At 70.8% G+C, this 15,244-nt stretch carries 14 protein-coding genes; 5 read left to right on the top strand and 9 right to left on the bottom strand.

The window, feature by feature from the left end:
• The 9 genes from INT51_RS10575 to INT51_RS10535 are packed head-to-tail and all read right to left on the bottom strand — an operon-like array spanning position 1 to position 8,894.
• Positions 1 to 1,110 carry a DegT/DnrJ/EryC1/StrS aminotransferase family protein gene (locus INT51_RS10575; RefSeq protein ID WP_193105269.1) on the bottom strand — a complete coding sequence of 370 codons (1,110 nt, stop codon included), beginning with the start codon at positions 1,108 to 1,110 and terminating at the stop codon, positions 1 to 3.
• Entirely contained in the window at positions 1,107 to 1,793 is a 687-nt protein-coding gene (locus tag INT51_RS10570; protein WP_193105268.1) for an acyltransferase, read from the bottom strand. The genes INT51_RS10575 and INT51_RS10570 overlap by 4 nt, the downstream gene beginning before the upstream one ends.
• A 23-nt stretch (positions 1,794 to 1,816) precedes the next feature.
• Complete coding sequence (locus INT51_RS10565; protein WP_193105267.1) at positions 1,817 to 2,941, bottom strand: acyltransferase; 1,125 nt, start codon at positions 2,939 to 2,941, stop codon at positions 1,817 to 1,819.
• The gene (gene purE, locus INT51_RS10560; RefSeq protein WP_193105266.1) at positions 2,938 to 3,456 is read right to left on the bottom strand and encodes a 5-(carboxyamino)imidazole ribonucleotide mutase; all 519 of its coding nucleotides are present in this window, start codon (positions 3,454 to 3,456) and stop codon (positions 2,938 to 2,940) included. The genes INT51_RS10565 and purE overlap by 4 nt, the downstream gene beginning before the upstream one ends.
• Positions 3,453 to 4,673: a 5-(carboxyamino)imidazole ribonucleotide synthase gene (locus INT51_RS10555; RefSeq protein WP_370540800.1), complete on the bottom strand. Its 1,221-nt coding sequence runs from the start codon at positions 4,671 to 4,673 to the stop codon at positions 3,453 to 3,455. The genes purE and INT51_RS10555 overlap by 4 nt, the downstream gene beginning before the upstream one ends.
• Before the next feature lie 19 nt (positions 4,674 to 4,692).
• Entirely contained in the window at positions 4,693 to 6,057 is a 1,365-nt protein-coding gene (locus tag INT51_RS10550) for a HAMP domain-containing sensor histidine kinase (RefSeq protein ID WP_193105265.1), read from the bottom strand.
• A gap of 3 nt (positions 6,058 to 6,060) precedes the next feature.
• Positions 6,061 to 6,756, bottom strand: a complete 696-nt coding sequence (locus tag INT51_RS10545) for a response regulator transcription factor (RefSeq protein WP_304502153.1) — start codon at positions 6,754 to 6,756, stop codon at positions 6,061 to 6,063.
• A gap of 48 nt (positions 6,757 to 6,804) precedes the next feature.
• Positions 6,805 to 7,971, bottom strand: coding sequence for an adenylate/guanylate cyclase domain-containing protein (locus INT51_RS10540; protein WP_304502152.1), 1,167 nt, complete (start codon positions 7,969 to 7,971; stop codon positions 6,805 to 6,807).
• Positions 7,968 to 8,894, bottom strand: a complete 927-nt coding sequence (locus tag INT51_RS10535) for a biotin--[acetyl-CoA-carboxylase] ligase (RefSeq protein ID WP_193105263.1) — start codon at positions 8,892 to 8,894, stop codon at positions 7,968 to 7,970. Before INT51_RS10535 ends, INT51_RS10540 begins: the two co-directional genes overlap by 4 nt.
• Positions 8,895 to 9,072: 178 nt before the next feature.
• On the opposite strand from INT51_RS10535, the gene INT51_RS10530 reads away from it, so the two are divergent.
• The 5 genes from INT51_RS10530 to INT51_RS10510 are packed head-to-tail and all read left to right on the top strand — an operon-like array spanning position 9,073 to position 15,244.
• On the top strand, positions 9,073 to 10,662 hold the full coding sequence (locus tag INT51_RS10530) for an acyl-CoA carboxylase subunit beta (RefSeq protein ID WP_193105262.1): 1,590 nt from the start codon (positions 9,073 to 9,075) through the stop codon (positions 10,660 to 10,662).
• Positions 10,659 to 10,922 carry a hypothetical protein gene (locus INT51_RS10525; RefSeq protein WP_193105261.1) on the top strand — a complete coding sequence of 88 codons (264 nt, stop codon included), beginning with the start codon at positions 10,659 to 10,661 and terminating at the stop codon, positions 10,920 to 10,922. The genes INT51_RS10530 and INT51_RS10525 overlap by 4 nt, the downstream gene beginning before the upstream one ends.
• Positions 10,923 to 10,964: 42 nt before the next feature.
• The gene (locus INT51_RS10520; RefSeq protein WP_193105260.1) at positions 10,965 to 12,662 is read left to right on the top strand and encodes a DUF885 domain-containing protein; all 1,698 of its coding nucleotides are present in this window, start codon (positions 10,965 to 10,967) and stop codon (positions 12,660 to 12,662) included.
• A complete protein-coding gene (locus INT51_RS10515; protein WP_193105259.1) occupies positions 12,659 to 13,411 on the top strand; it encodes a nucleoside triphosphate pyrophosphatase in 753 nt (250 codons plus the stop codon). Before INT51_RS10520 ends, INT51_RS10515 begins: the two co-directional genes overlap by 4 nt.
• A gap of 54 nt (positions 13,412 to 13,465) precedes the next feature.
• A complete protein-coding gene (locus tag INT51_RS10510; RefSeq protein ID WP_193105258.1) occupies positions 13,466 to 15,244 on the top strand; it encodes a biotin carboxylase N-terminal domain-containing protein in 1,779 nt (592 codons plus the stop codon).

Genomic DNA, 15,244 nt, shown 5'->3' with positions numbered 1-15,244 from the left:
TCACGCACCCGCCTTCGCCACAGAATTCACAGCTTCCACAATCCGTTCACGATCCTGCTCGCTGATGCTGGGATGCACCGGCAACGACAGCACCTCCCGCGCCAGCATCTCCGTCACCGGCAGATCCAACTCGACCTCGAAGGTCGCCAGCCGATGCACCGGCGTGGGGTAGTACACCCCGCATCCCACCTTGTGCTCCTCCCGCAGCGCCGTCGCGAATGCGTCACGCTCGACCGCCGAGGCGCCCTCGATCCGGATCGTGTACTGGTGATACACATGCGAGGCGGCGTCACGCACCACCGGCGTCACCACACCGGACAGGTGCGCATCGAAGAACGCCGCGTTCTCCTGCCGGGTCGCCGTCCACGCCGCCAGCTTTCCGAGCTGCACCCGACCGATCGCCGCGTGGATATCGGTCATCCGGTTGTTGAACCCGGCCACCTCGTTCGCGTACTGCTTCTCCATCCCCTGGTTCCGCAGCAACCGCACCTGACGGGCGGTCTCGGGCGTGGCGCACGAGACCATCCCGCCCTCGCCCGAGGTCATGTTCTTCGTCGGATACAGCGAATACATCCCCGCGTCCCCGAGGGTGCCCACCTGCGCGCCCTGCCACGTCGCACCGTGCGCCTGCGCCGCGTCCTCGAACACCCACAGGCCATGCTTCGCCGCGATCGCCAGGATCTGATCCATCGGCGCAGGATGGCCATACAGATGCACCGGCTGAATACCCACCGTGCGCTCCGTGATCGCCGCCTCGATCACCGCCGGATCGATCGTGAACGTCTGCGGATCCACATCCACGAAGATCGGCGTCGCCCCACAGACCGCCACCGTGTTCGCGGTCGCCGCGAACGTGAACGACGGCACGATGACCTCATCGCCCGGGCCCAGACCCAGCGCCAGCATCCCCAGATGCTGCCCCGAGGTCCCCGAGTTCACCGCCACCACCTCACGGCCACCCGCCAGCGCCGCCGAGAACTCCTGCTCGAACGCCGCCACCTCCGGACCCTGCGCCACCATCCCCGAGGCCAGCACCCGATCCACCGCGTCCCGCTCCTCCTGCCCGATGAGCGGCTTCGCCGGAGGAATCATCGTGAGTTCGCTGTTCATGCGGAGGGTCCGTCCTGTTCGTCGGGGTCGATGAGCTCGGCCGGGCGCGGGGCGTCGGCCAACGGTGAGGAGGCGAGCAGGAGCCCACCCGTGGAGTCGTCGGGGATGTACCACTCGCCGGTGGTGGGGCACACCCAGGCGTCGGTGCCGTCGGAGGCGGGGACCAGCTTCTCTCCGGAGCGTCCCACCCAGGCGAGGCGCCTGGCGGGAACGCCGGCGACCAGTGCGTACGGCGGGACGTCCTTGACCACGGTGGCGCCGGCCGCGACCATCGCCCATTCGCCGATGGTCACGGGGGCCACGCACACGGCGCGTGCACCGATGGAGGCACCGGTCTCGCAGGTCACGCCGACGCTCTCCCAGTCCGAAGCGGACTTCGCCGTGAGGTCGGGGTTCACCGCACGCGGGAAGTGGTCGTTGGTGAACACGGCTGCGGGGCCGACGAAGACGCCGTCGGCGAGAACCGCGGGCTCGTAGACGAGTGCATAGTTCTGGATCTTGCAGCCGTTGCCCATGCGGACCCCGCTGCCGATGTAGGCGCCGCGACCGACGACGCAGTCCGTGCCGAGCTCGGCGCCTTCGCGCACCTGGGCGAGATGCCAGATGGAACTGCCGTCGCCGATGGTCGCATCGTCCGAGATGTCGGCCCCCGGGGCGACCCGGTAGGCAGGGGTGTCACTCATGCCCTCGACGATACCGCGAGCGATCATCCTCGGGATGCCCGACCTGCCGTCCTCGCCGAGCTGTTGCGCATCTCGCGCCGGCGCGGGGCGGACGTCAGCCACGCCGGTCCGCGACGGGCGATCACGAGGTCCGCCGCGAGGGCGAGGGCGATCGCGCCGACGGTCACCACCGGGATCAGCATCAGGTCCGCCAACAGGGAATCGGTCCACGTCGTGGCTCCTGTCGCCCGCCACAGGATCACCAGAAGGGTGAGCACGATCGGATGGACCAGGTAGATCAGGAGCGTGCGCGCCCCGAGGTAGGAGCCTGCCCGGGCGAGCGGTGGCCAGCGGGCCAGCAGCGGCAGCAGGGAGATGCAGGCGCCGAGCCCGCACAGCGAGGCCACCAGCTCCAGAGCACGGACGGGGCCGATGGGCAGTTCGAGGCGCAGCACCAGGGCGATCGGGACGAACACAGCGCCCAGCAGCACGGCCCTGGTCACTCGCGGCCGCTCCCCTGCCCTCAGGATCCGAGGGTGCAGGGCGAACCCCGCCGCGTACCACAGGGCGTTGTCGGTGAGCTGGAACACTCCGTAGTTCAGGTCGCCGGGCAGCTGCGCGAGCGTCATCGCCCGGTACAGGAACGGCGCGGCGGCATAGGCCGTGAAGGTCAGGGCGAGGAGCACCGCGCGATGCTCGCGCAGCAGCTTCGTCAGCACGAAGAAGACCGGCAGGACAGCGATGAACCAGTACGGGGATCCCGCCACCAGGAGTCCCGTGACCTCGCCCCGCACGAAGCCCCAGGGATCCTCGGGCGCGTACCGGAGCCAGCCGATGGCGGCGAACAGCAGGCACCACAGCACGTACGGCCACAGCAGGTCGAGGATCCGCGGTCCCACGGTCTCCGCGAACGGTCGCTCCACCGCGCGGGCGGCGAGCACCCCGGCCACCACGAAGAACAGCGGCATCCGCAACGGGATCAGCGCCAGGTTCGCGGCCGACCACCACCGGGCGGCCGTCCCCTCGCCGAGCAGCTCGTGCCCGTTCGAGGCCGCCACGTGATAGAGGACGACCAGGACGATCGAGGTCGCCTTGGCCAGATCCAGCCAGGCGACCCGGCCGCGCGGAGCGCCCTGGTCGCCGGGAGCCGCCGAGGCGGCGGGCGTCACCGCGAGGCCCGGAGCGCCTCGCCCTTGCGCAGCGCGCTCTCCCGCAGCTCGGACTGGAAGGCCGTCATGCGCTCCCGCAGTCGGGAGGCCTCGTCGTCGCCGCCGGCGGCGAGGATGCGGGCGGCGAGCAGCCCGGCGTTGCGGGCCCCGCCGATCGACACGGTCGCGACCGGGACCCCGGCGGGCATCTGCACGATCGAGAGCAGGGAGTCCATGCCGTCGAGGTGCTTCAAGGGCACAGGCACGCCGATCACCGGCAGCGGGGTGAGGGAGGCGAGCATGCCGGGCAGGTGCGCGGCACCGCCGGCGCCGGCGATCACGACCCGCAGACCGCGCTCCGCTGCGGAGCGGCCCCAGCTCAGCATGTCCTCGGGCATCCGGTGCGCGGAGACCACGTCGACCTCGACGTCGATCTCGAACTCGGCGAGCGCCTCCTCGGCGGCCTTCATGACGGGGTAGTCGGAGTCCGAGCCCATGACGATGCCCACCAGGGGGCGGGGCGCGATCTCGGTCATCGGGTCTCCTTCGCGGGGCGTGCGGTGGTCTCGGGAGCGGCGGGGCCGTCGATGATCAGACGCTCCGCGCGGTGGGCGCGCTCGAGCAGGTCATCGTGGTCCTCGCCCACCAGGGTGACGTGGCCGAGCTTCCGCCCGGGGCGCACGGACTTCCCGTAGAGGTGGATCTTCAGCTCGGGATCGGCGGCGAGCGCCGCGTACGCCCCGGGGGCGAGATCCTCGGCGGTGCCACCGAGGAGGTTCACCATCACGGAGACCGGGGCGAGCGGCGCGGTGGAGCCCAGGGGGAGGTCGGCGACCGCCCGCAGGTGCTGCTCGAACTGGCCCGTGACGGCACCGTCCATGGACCAGTGCCCGGTGTTGTGGGGGCGCATGGCGAGTTCGTTGACCGCCACGGCGCCGCCCTCGGTCTCGAACAGCTCGACGGCGAGCATGCCGACCACGTCGAGGTCCTCCGCGATCGAGAGGGCGAGCTGCTGGATGCGCTGCTGGGCGGCGGGGTCGAGACCGGGTGCCGGGGCGACCACCTCGTAGCAGACCCCGTCCTTCTGGACGGAATGCACCACGGGGTACGCAAGGGCCTCTCCCCCGGGCCGACGAGCGACCTGGGCGGAGAGCTCCCGGGTGAACGGGACGAGTTCCTCGGCGAGCAGCTCGCCGTGCTCGGCGAGCCAGTCGTCGACCTGATCGTCGGACTCGATGACCCGCACTCCATGGGCGTCGTACCCGCCGCGCGGGGTCTTCACCACGAGACGGCCGCCGGTCCCGGCGAGCGCGTCGGCGATGTCGGCGCGGGAACCGACGCGCCACCAGCGAGGACAGGGATGGCCGAGGGCGGTCAGCCGTTCGCGCATGACGAGCTTGTCCTGGGCGTGCACCAGGGCCGCGGGCCCGGGGCGCACCGCGGCCAGATCCTCCGCCCCGATCTGCTCGAGGATCGCGGTGGGGACGTGCTCGTGGTCGAAGGTGATCACGTCGACCTCGGCGGCGAGGTCCCGGACCGCCTGCTCGTCGTCGTGGCGACCCAGGCGCACCTGCCCGGCGACGATCGCCGCGCTCTCCTGGCGCGACGTGGCCAGCACGGGGGTGGTCACTCCCAGCTCGATGGCGGGGCCGAGCATCATGCGGGCCAGCTGACCGGCGCCGATGATGCCGACACGGCGTGCCCCGGAGATCGGGGCGGCGGGGAGGTCGGGGGGCTGCGAGGTCTCGGACACGGCGGTCAGTGTACGAGGATCAGGCCCGCGAGTGCGGACGGCGCCGGACCACGGACCCTTGGGGAAGCGTCCCGAAGTCGTCCGAGACCACGTCGCCCTGGTGGTCCCCCGACTCCGATTCGACGTCGTCGTCCTCTCCGGGGGCAGAGATGAGGAACACGCCGAACTTCGCCGGATTCTCGGTGAGCAGCTCGAGACGCCCGCCGTCGTCCTCGACCAGGGTGCGGGCCAGGGCCAGCCCCACACCGGTTCCCGAGGAGCTGCGACCGGAGACGGATCGTTCGAAGATCCGGGTGCCGAGAGCGGAGTCGATGCCGCCGCCCTCGTCGGTGACCTCGATGACGGTGGAGTGCTCGTTGCGGCGCACCTTCACCGTGGTGCGTCCCTCGCCGTGCATCAGCGCGTTCTCGATGAGCGTCGCGATGACCTGGGTGAGCGGACCGGTGGACCCCCAGACGGCGGCGCTGCGCGGCACCTGGATCCGCAGCTCGCGCTGGGCACGACGGTAGGCGGGTGACCACTCCTCGCTCTGCTGGGTGAGCATCGAGCGCAGCTCGACCACTCCCGGGGAGCGGCGCGCCGAGGAGCGCGGGGCGTTGATGAGGTCATGGACCACCTCGGTGAGCCGGTCGATCTGATCCAGCGAGATCCGGGCCTCCTCGCGCACCCATTCCTCCGAGCTGGTCGCGAGGATCTCGTCCAGACGCATCGACAGCGCGGTCAGCGGGGTGCGCAGCTGATGGGAGGCATTCGAGGCGAGCTGGCTCTCAGCCTCGAGGCGTTCGGTGAGCAGCGCGCCGGAGCGGATGAGCTCCTCGGCGACGTCGTCGATCTCGGAGATGCCCGAGGCGCTCCAGGGGCCGCGGGCGCGGCCGGAACCCATCTCCTCCGCCCGCCGGTTCAACCGGGCCAGCGGCATCGAGATCCGTTGCGCCTGCCACAGGGCGACCGACGCGCCGATCGAGAGCGCTGCGAGACCTGCGACGGCCATCAGCACCCAGGCGCTCGCGGTGTGCGCTCGCACGTCCGACTTCGGGATGTCGACGGCGATCTGCTGCTGCTCCACGCCGTTGGTGCGGACCGACAGAGGGTCGTTGCCGGGGGGTTCACCCGCACTGACGGTGGTGCCGTCGTGGATCACGCTGATCTGGATGTTCAGATCCGTCTGCTGATCGACGATGTTCTGGAGCATCGCCTCATCCAGCGGGCGCCCCTCGTTCAGTCGTGCGTCGGTGGCGTTGCGGGTGTCGTCCAGGATCTCGTTGGCCTGCGCGTAGAGCCTCTGCTCAGCGAGCTGCAGCCAGGACCAGCCCAGCGGGATCCCCAGCATCAGCACCGCCAGGACCACGGTGATGATCGTGGCCTGCAGGACGCGTTGCCACACGCGTCAGTTCTCCGTGCCGGTCTCGAACCGGAAGCCGACACCCCTCACCGTGGTGATCCGGCGCGGGTTCGTGGCGTCGTCGCCGAGCTTGCGGCGCAGCCAGGAGACGTGCATGTCCAGGGTCTTGGTGGAGCCCCACCATTCGGCGCCCCACACCTCACGCATCAGGTCATCGCGGGTGACCACGCTGCCGGACTCGCGCACCAGCACGGTCAGCAGGTCGTACTCCTTGGCCGACAGGCTCAGCTCCTCGCCGTCGACGTACGCGCGGCGGGCGGCCACGTCCAGCATCACACCGTTGACGTCGAAGGCGTCGCCGGTTTCCTCCATCGCCTGGGAGCGCCGCATGAGGGCTCGGATGCGGGCCTGCAGCTCGCCGAGGCGGAACGGCTTGGTGACGTAGTCATCGGCGCCGGCGTCGAGACCGACCACCGCGTCGACCTCGTCGGCCCGAGCGGTGAGGATCAGGATCGGCGACTCGAGGCCCCCCTTGCGCAGCCTGCGCGCGACCTCGAGACCGTCCAGGTCGGGCAGGCCGAGGTCGAGGATCACCATGTCGATCGGCTCGGGGCCGGCAGCGATCGCGAGCGCGTCCATGCCTCGGGAGGCGCGCGTGACGGTGTAGCCCTCGCGATCGAGCGCGCGGGAGAGTGGTTCAGCGATGGCCGAGTCGTCCTCGACGAGAAGCAGTCGTGTCACGAGTTCCATCCTACGTCGCAGCGGGTACCGGGCCGGTCGACCCGATTCTCACAGCCCCAGGTCCAGGGGCGCCGAGCGGTCACGGCGCATCTCCTGCACTCGCACCTCCCCGATCCCGTGGAGTTCCACGTCCTCCCCGTCGGAGATGGCGAATCCTCCGGGCAGTGCCTGGGTGATGGCGTCGGCGGTCGCGGAGTCGACGATCACGGATCCGGGTCGGGCCACGGATTCCATACGAGCGGCGAGGTTGACCTTGGGGCCGAAGACGTCACCGTACCGGGAGAACATCGACCCCCAGGACAGTCCGACCCGGACCGGCGGCAGCCCTTGGTCCGCCGTGATCCTCTCGGCGAGGCTGACGGCGATCTGGGCGCCGTCCTCGGGCGTGTCGGCCAGGAACATGATCTCGTCACCGACGGTCTTGACGACCCGGCCTCCCCCGACGGAGATCACGTCGCGACCCACGGCCTCGAAGCGGCCGACGACATCGGCGAGCTCGGCGCCGGAGAGGTCCTGCGCGAGCCGGGTGAACTGGACGAGATCCGCGAAGCCGACTGCCCGCTGCAGGGGGAACAGCTCGTCGGTGTCCCGGTGCAGGACCTCGGAGCCTGCGCGCGCGGCGTACGCAGCCAGCTGTCGACGGAAGGCGAACATGACCTGCGACTCGAGTGTCTCCAGGAGCTCTGGGACGGCGTCGAGCATCTGCTGGCGGGCCTCGGCGTCGTCCGCGCCGTCGGCGTGTTTGGCCTCATCGACCAGGGCTTCGGTGATCCACATCGCCAGGCGCCCCATGTGGAAGCCGAGCCCGCGGGTGATGCTCTCGAAGGCGCGCTCCGAGAGCACCCCGTCCTCGACGATCGCGGCGAGATCGCCGATGGAGTAGGCGTCCTCCTCGGTGAACACGACGGTGTCCTCGTCGACCGGGGTGAAGCCCAGGGATCGCCAGTACACGGACGTGAGCCGTTCCGGGATGTCCTGCTGCTGGGCGAGGTCGCGGCGAGAGTATTTGCGCGGTCCCTGCAGCAGCACCTTCTCGAGCGCGCCGACGCTGCGCCGCACCTCGGCGAAGCGCCGGTTGAGGTCGAGGATCTCCTGATCCTCGAGGGGGGTCTGCTCCAGATCCGGCGACTGCTCAGGGGTCACCACAGGGTCCCCTGACGGGGATTCCCCGTCCGAGGACATCGTGCGCTCCAGGTCTTCCATGCCGCCGGTCACGTGCCGTGTTCCTCCTGTTCGACGCCTCGCTCGGCGTCCGCCGTCGGCCGAGCGGATCCGCTCGGCCTCACATGTCTCACATCACCGACATCCACGGCCACCTGGTCGCCCTCCTCGAGATCGACCACCAGCCGGCCGCGTACGTCGACCCTCCGCGCGGTGCCGTGCAGGGGGCGTGCCTGAGCTCCCCCCGCACCGATCGCCCCCAGGGGATCGACCCGCACATCCTGCCCGAATGTGAGGCACGTCATAGTGTAGCGCCGCGCGATGCCTGCTGTGTCGGCGTCTCCGTCAGTGGACTCGAGCGCTCCCAGCTCGGCGGCGAGCGCCGTCGCGAGAGCCTGTTCGATCTGCTCGCGGGTGCTGTCGGTGCGGGTGGCCTCGTCGATCTCGGGAGCGCCGACCCCGGGGCGGACGCCTCGGTCCCCGAGCAGCCAGGCCGCACCGGGCACCTCCGTTCCATCCGCATCACGCACCGGACCGCGCACGTTCAGGCCGATACCGATCAGCACGGCGTCCGGGCCGCGACCCTCGACGAGGATCCCGCCGAGCTTGCGGCCGTCCTCGGTGTGGAGATCGTTGGGCCATTTGAGCCCCAGGCGCACCCCGTCCGTGCCCACCACCGCGGAGAGGGCGTCCACGGCGGCGAGCCCGGCGGCGAGGGGGAACCAGGTGCGCCGCTCGAGGTCGAGGCCGGTGCGATGAACATAGGTCAGGTACACGTTGCCCCCGTCGGGGCTCGCGAAGCGCCGCCCCAGACGCCCGCGCCCGGCTCGCTGTTCCCGAGCAGTGAGGGCGAACGGCACCGCCTCCCCCGCGACCAGGCGCTGGGCGGCCTCGTCCTGGGTGGAGGTCACCGTGCCCAGGCGGATGATCCTCGGCGAGGGCATCCCGGCCGGGACCCCGGCGTCCGTGTCGTCCATCTCGCACCCGCCCTTCCTCGTGCTGCTGCTCTCCAGTAACGCACCAGGCCGCTCCGAACAGGGACATGTCACTCCATGCCGCGTCGGGGCAGGCCCTCATCGGCGACTCGTAGCGTAGTATCCCGGTGTTCATCTCCCCGGATTCATGGCGGCCTCATCGGCCGCAGCAGGAGGCTCCGTGACCGACGCCCCGCGGCCGCTCACCACCGCCCAGCGACTCGAGGACCTGCGTGAGCGTGACGCTGCCGCGGTCTCTGCGGCGGACGAGGTGGCTGTCCAGAAGCAGCATGCTCGGGGGAAGAAGACGGCCCGTGAGCGCATCTCCGATCTGCTCGACGACGGTTCCTTCGTCGAGACCGACCGCTTCGTGACGCACCAGTCGCGCAGCTTCGGCATCGATCGCAAGCACCCTGCCGGCGACGGCATCATCACCGGGTACGGGACCATCGACGGCCGTCAGGTGTGCGTCTACTCCCAGGACTTCACCGTCTTCGGCGGCTCCCTCGGCGAAGCCCACGGCCGCAAGATCCACAAGATCCAGGACCTCGCACTGAGCACCGGGGTACCGATCATCGGCATCCTCGACGGCGGCGGAGCTCGAATCCAGGAGGGCGTGGCCTCGCTGGCCGCGTTCGGCGGGATCATGCGGCGCAACACCCGCGCCTCCGGCGTCATCCCGCAGATCTCCCTGATCATGGGTCCGGCAGCGGGCGGCGCCGTCTACTCCCCCGCACTGACCGACCTGGTGGTGATGGTCCGCAAGACCTCCCACATGTTCATCACGGGACCCGACGTGATCCGGACCGTGACCGGCGAGGACGTCGGCTTCGAGGAGCTCGGCGGCGCCGAGACGCACGCGAGTCGCTCCGGCGTGGCCCATTACATGGCGCCCGACGAGGACGACGCGATCGAGTACGTCAAGGACGTGCTGAGCTACCTGCCGGCGAACACGCTGACCCCGGCCCCGTCGTTCCCGATGCGCGTCGAGGAGTCCCCGACTCCGCAGGACTCCACCTTGGACGCCCTGATCCCGGACTCCCCGAACCAGCCCTACGACATGCTCGCGGTGCTGCGGACGGTGCTGGACGACGAGGAGTTCCTCGAGGTCCACCAGTCCTTCGCGCAGAACATCGTGGTCGGCTTCGGCCGCGTCGAGGGGAACAGCGTGGGCATCATCGCCAACCAGCCCTCGCACTTCGCCGGCACCCTGGACATCGACGCCTCCGAGAAGGCCGCGCGATTCGTGCGGCTGTGCGACTCCTTCAACATTCCCGTGCTCACCTTCGTGGACACCCCCGGGTTCCTGCCCGGCACGGACCAGGAGTTCAGCGGGATCATCCGTCGCGGCGCGAAGCTGCTGTACGCCTACGCCGAGGCGACCGTCCCACTGATCACCGTGATCACCCGCAAGGCCTACGGCGGTGCCTACATCGTGATGGGCTCCAAGGATCTGGGCGCGGATATCAACCTCGCCTGGCCCACCTCCCAGATCGCGGTGATGGGCGCCCAGGGCGCGGTGAGCATCCTCCACCGCCAGGATCTGCGCTCCACCGCAGAGTCCGGCGGGGACGTCGATTCCGAGCGGGCCCGCTTCGAGGCCGAGTACGAGGAGCAGTTCGCGACCCCGTACACCGCCGCCGAGCGCGGGTGGATCGATGGCGTGATCCGACCCGCCGACACCCGGATCGAGGTCTCCCGGGCGCTGCGTGCACTGCGCACCAAGCGCGACACCCTGCCCACCAAGAAGCACGGGAACATCCCGCTGTGAGCACCGCGGACACGGCCGGCGTGGCCGGCTCCGATGTGCGCCTGGTCCAGGGCCGCCTGGGTGCCGACGAGCTCGCGGCGATCGCCGTGGTGGTCTCCACCATGAGCGTCACCAGCCGTCTGGAAGCCGAGGAGCGCCACCTGGCGGAGGGCCGCACGGGCGAGGAGAGCGCCTGGGGAGACGGTGTGCACACCCACCCGCGCGGCCACGCGCTGCGCGCTCACGCTTCCCCCACGGCCTGGCAGTTCGCAGACCGCTGAGCACGGCTCAGCACGGCCGCGCCCAGCACTAGACTGCCCGACATGCCCGTGACGCCCTCCCCCGCGCCCGGCCGTGCTTCATCGGCCCTGGACCGCCTCGCCGATGAGTACGTCGATCTCAGCGCCGCTCTGGATCCGTTCCTCGCCACCGAGCTCGGCATCGCCGGTCACGACGCCGAGGTCACCGACTTCTCCCCCGGAGCAGTCGCCGAGCGGACCGACGCCGCCCGCGCTCTGCTGAACCGCCTCGAGGGCGTCCCTGATGAGGATGAGACCGACGCGGTCACCCGCGCCGCCCTCACCGAGCGCCTGGGCCTCGAGGTCGAGCGCGCCGAGCAGCGCCTGGACATCGCCACGGTCAACAATCTTGCCTCCCCCCTGCAATCCCGCGATGCGCTCGATCAGATGCCCACGGAATCCGCCGCGGACTGGCAGGTGATCGCCGCACGGATGGCCGCCATGCCGCGCGCACTGTCCAGCTGGGCCGAGTCGCTGCGCGAGGCCGCGGACCATGGTGCGGTCTCGGCCCGACGCCAGCTCCTGCTCGGGGCGCAGCAGGCTCGCGGCTTCGCCGCGAAGGACGGCTTCTTCGCCGATTTCGCCGCCCAGGCCCAGGGGGACGACGCCCAGCGCGACCGGGTCGCCGAAGCGGCCCGCACCGCAGCCGACGGCTATCTCGCCCTCGCCGAGGAGCTGACCTCCCTCGTGGACCGCGCCCCGGAGGCCGACGCCGTGGGCCGCGACACCTATCAGCTGTCCTCGCGCACCTTCCTGGGCACCGAGATCGACCTCGAGGAGACCTACGCCTGGGGCATCGAGGAGCTGCGCTCCGTCGTCGCCGAGCAGGAGGAGGTCGCCCGGCGGATCAACGCACGCCACGGCCAGGGCGGCGGGAGCTCGGTCGCCGCCGCCAAGGAGAGCCTGAACGCCGACCCGGCACGGATCCTGCACGGCACCGAGGCCCTGCGCACCTGGATGCAGGACCTCAGCGATCGCGCCATCGACGAGCTCGCCGGAGCCCACTTCGACATCCCCGAGCCGCTGCGCCGGCTCGAGTGCCGCATCGCCCGGACCGGCTCCGGCGGCATCTACTACACCGGGCCCAGTGAGGACCTCACCCGGCCCGGTCGCATGTGGTGGGACGTTCCCGCGGGAACGACGCAGTTCCACACCTGGCTGGAGACCACGACCGTCTACCACGAAGGCGTCCCCGGCCATCACCTGCAGGTCGGCACCCAGGCCCTGCAGGCCACCACCCTGAACCGTTGGCGAGCGATGATGTGCTGGGTCGCCGGCCACGGCGAGGGATGGGCCCTGTACGCCGAACGCCTCATGGACCAGCTGGGATACCTGTCCGACGACGGCGACCGGCTCGGGATGCTCGACGCCCAGCGACTGCGCGCCGGCCGGGTGGTGCTCGACATCGGGTTCCACGTCGGCCTGGCCATGCCGGAGTCCCTGGCGGGGTCCGCCGGAGGCGCGTGGACCTACGACAAGGCCTGGGACTTCATGACCGAGCACTGGGGCGTCACCGAGGCCGAGCAGCGCTTCGAGCTGAACCGGTACCTGGGCTGGCCCGGACAGGCCCCCTCCTACAAGATCGGCCAACGGGTCTGGGAGCAGCTGCGCGAGGCCGCGACCGGCCCCACCGATCATCCTGACCAGGTGCGCGACTTCCACCGCCGCGCCCTCGAGCTGGGAAGCCTGCCACTGTCCGTCCTCGAAGGAGCCCTGTCATGACTGCCGAGTCCACCGAGAACTCCACCGACTACGATCCGCTGCTGCTGCTCGCCTCCGCCTCCGCGGGGCGCCGCGCCACCCTGAGCTCCGCTCGCATCGAGCACAGCACGATGAGCGTCGATCTCGACGAGGAGGCGATCCTCGCCGCGGCCCACCAGCGGGCGGCGGCCTCCGGTGACCCTGACGACGCCCTGCTCCCCTCCGATCAGGTGCTGCTGCTGGCCCGCGAGAAGGCCGTGGCCGCGACCTCCCGCAGCGACGGCGGCTACGTGGTGCTGGGCTGCGACTCGATGCTCGAGCTCGACGGCGAGGTCATCGGCAAACCCCGCACCGTCGAGGCCGCCACCGCTCGCTGGCACGCGATGCGCGGCCGCACCGGCACCCTGCACTCCGGGCACTGGCTGGTCGACGACCGCGACGAGGAGGACGGCGGCACCGCCGCCACCTTCGGGGCGACCGCGAGCTGCCAGGTCACGTTCGCGGCCCTCTCTGACGAGGAGATCGACGCCTACGTCGCCACCGGCGAGCCCCTGGGGGTGGCCGGCGGTTTCACCCTCGACGCTCTGGGCGGGCCGTTCATCGAGGGTGTCGACGGGGACCCCCACGCCGTCGTCGGCCTCTCCCTGCCGCTGCTGCGCGGGATGCTCCGCGAGATCGGCATCGCCGTTCACGAGCTGTGGGAAGACGCACCCTTCGAGGAGGCGTCGAACACGCCAGCAGGGGCCACATCGAGCCCTGCGTCCGAGTGAGCGGACGCGGTACTAGACTCGGCCTCTGCTGACTCCCGGAAGGAACCCTCGACCATGCCCGCACGCTCCTCGAAGTCCCGCCCCCTGTCCACGGTGCTGATCGCCAACCGTGGAGAGATCGCGGTGCGGGTCGCACGGGCCTGCCGGGACGCCGGGCTCCGCTCCGTCGCCGTCTACGCCGATCCCGACCGCGACGCGCTGCACACGCAGATCGCCGACGAGGCCTACGCCCTCGGCGGCACGACGGCCGCCAGCTCGTACCTGGTGGTCGACAAGATCCTGGACATCGCCCACCGTTCCGGTGCCGACGCGATCCACCCGGGCTACGGCTTCCTCTCCGAGCGCGCCGACTTCGCCCAGGCCGTCATCGACGCCGGACTCACCTGGATCGGTCCGCCCCCCTCGGCGATCGAGAAGCTCGGCGACAAGGTCTCCGCCCGACACATCGCACAGAAGGCCGGAGCCCCGCTGGTCGCAGGCACCAAGGATCCGGTGGAGAACTCCGACGAGGTCGTCGACTTCGCCCGTGCCAACGGCCTGCCGATCGCCATCAAGGCCGCGTTCGGCGGCGGCGGCCGCGGCCTGAAGGTCGCCCGCGACGAGTCCGAGGTGCGCGAGCTGTTCGACTCCGCAGTGCGCGAGGCCACTGCGGCGTTCGGCCGCGGCGAATGCTTCGTGGAGCGCTACCTCGACTCCCCCCGCCACGTCGAGACCCAGTGCCTCGCGGACAGGCACGGCAACGTCCAGGTGGTCTCCACCCGCGACTGCTCCCTCCAGCGTCGCCACCAGAAGCTCGTCGAGGAGGCCCCCGCGCCGTTCCTCACCTCCCAGCAGAACGCCCAGCTGGTCTCCTCCTCCAAGGCGATCCTGCGCGAGGCCGGTTACATCGGCGCCGGCACCTGCGAGTTCCTCGTGGGGATCGACGGCACCATCTCCTTCCTCGAGGTCAACACCCGCCTCCAGGTCGAGCACACCATCACCGAAGAGGTCGCCGGCGTGGACCTGGTGCGCGAGCAGCTGCGCATCGCCGCGGGCGAGAGCATCAGCAACGAGGACCCGATCGTGCGCGGCCACTCCTTCGAGTTCCGCATCAACGGCGAGGACCCCGGACGCGGCTTCATGCCCGCCCCCGGCCGCATCCAGCGCTACGACCTGCCCTCGGGCCCGGGCGTGCGCGTCGAGTCGGGCGTGCGCGCGGGCGATGAGATCTCCGGAGCGTTCGACTCCATGCTCGCCAAGCTCGTGGTCACCGGCGCCACCCGTCAGGAGGCCCTCGAGCGTTCCCGTCGGGCGCTCGCGGAGTTCCGCGTCGACGGCATCCCGACCGTGCTTCCCTTCCACCGCGCGGTGGTCGAGGATCCCGCCTTCGCTCCTGCGGACCCCAAGACTCCCTTCAGCATCCACACCCGCTGGATCGAGACCGAGTTCGACAACGACATCCCCGCGGCGCCCCTGCCGGCGCAGCCCGAGGATCCCGAGGACCGCGAAGCCGTCGTGGTCGAGGTCGACGGCCGCCGGGTGGAGATCAGCCTTCCGGCCTCCCTGCGCGCACCGCAGGCCGCTGTGCGCTCGCGCCGCAAGCGCCAGCACCGCGAGGCCGGCGGGACCGCCGCAGGCGGCAACTCGGTCACTGCGCCGATGCAGGGCACCATCGTGAAGATCGTCGCCGAGGAGGGCCAGAGCGTCGCCGACGGCGACCTGCTCGTGGTGCTCGAGGCGATGAAGATGGAGCAGCCCATCACCGCGCACCGTTCCGGTGTGGTCACGGGGCTGAGCGCCGAGATCGGCGCGACCGTCTCCGCGGGCGCCGTGCTCTGCGCGATCGACGACTGA

The sequence above is a fragment of the Brachybacterium sp. FME24 genome (genome assembly GCF_014897705.1).
Lineage (GTDB): Bacteria > Actinomycetota > Actinomycetes > Actinomycetales > Dermabacteraceae > Brachybacterium.
Note: the sequence above shows the minus strand (reverse complement) of the source record. Positions and strands in the feature narration are given on the sequence as shown.

What these genes read in the sequence shown, in the direction of transcription:
- INT51_RS10575 (WP_193105269.1), bottom strand. Translation starts at nt 1,110, where the DNA reads ATGAACAGCGAACTCACGATGATTCCTCCGGCGAAGCCGCTCATCGGG.
- INT51_RS10570 (WP_193105268.1), bottom strand. Translation starts at nt 1,793, where the DNA reads ATGAGTGACACCCCTGCCTACCGGGTCGCCCCGGGGGCCGACATCTCG.
- purE (WP_193105266.1), bottom strand. Translation starts at nt 3,456, where the DNA reads ATGACCGAGATCGCGCCCCGCCCCCTGGTGGGCATCGTCATGGGCTCG.
- INT51_RS10535 (WP_193105263.1), bottom strand. Translation starts at nt 8,894, where the DNA reads ATGGACGACACGGACGCCGGGGTCCCGGCCGGGATGCCCTCGCCGAGG.
- INT51_RS10520 (WP_193105260.1), top strand. Translation starts at nt 10,965, where the DNA reads ATGCCCGTGACGCCCTCCCCCGCGCCCGGCCGTGCTTCATCGGCCCTG.
- INT51_RS10515 (WP_193105259.1), top strand. Translation starts at nt 12,659, where the DNA reads ATGACTGCCGAGTCCACCGAGAACTCCACCGACTACGATCCGCTGCTG.
- INT51_RS10510 (WP_193105258.1), top strand. Translation starts at nt 13,466, where the DNA reads ATGCCCGCACGCTCCTCGAAGTCCCGCCCCCTGTCCACGGTGCTGATC.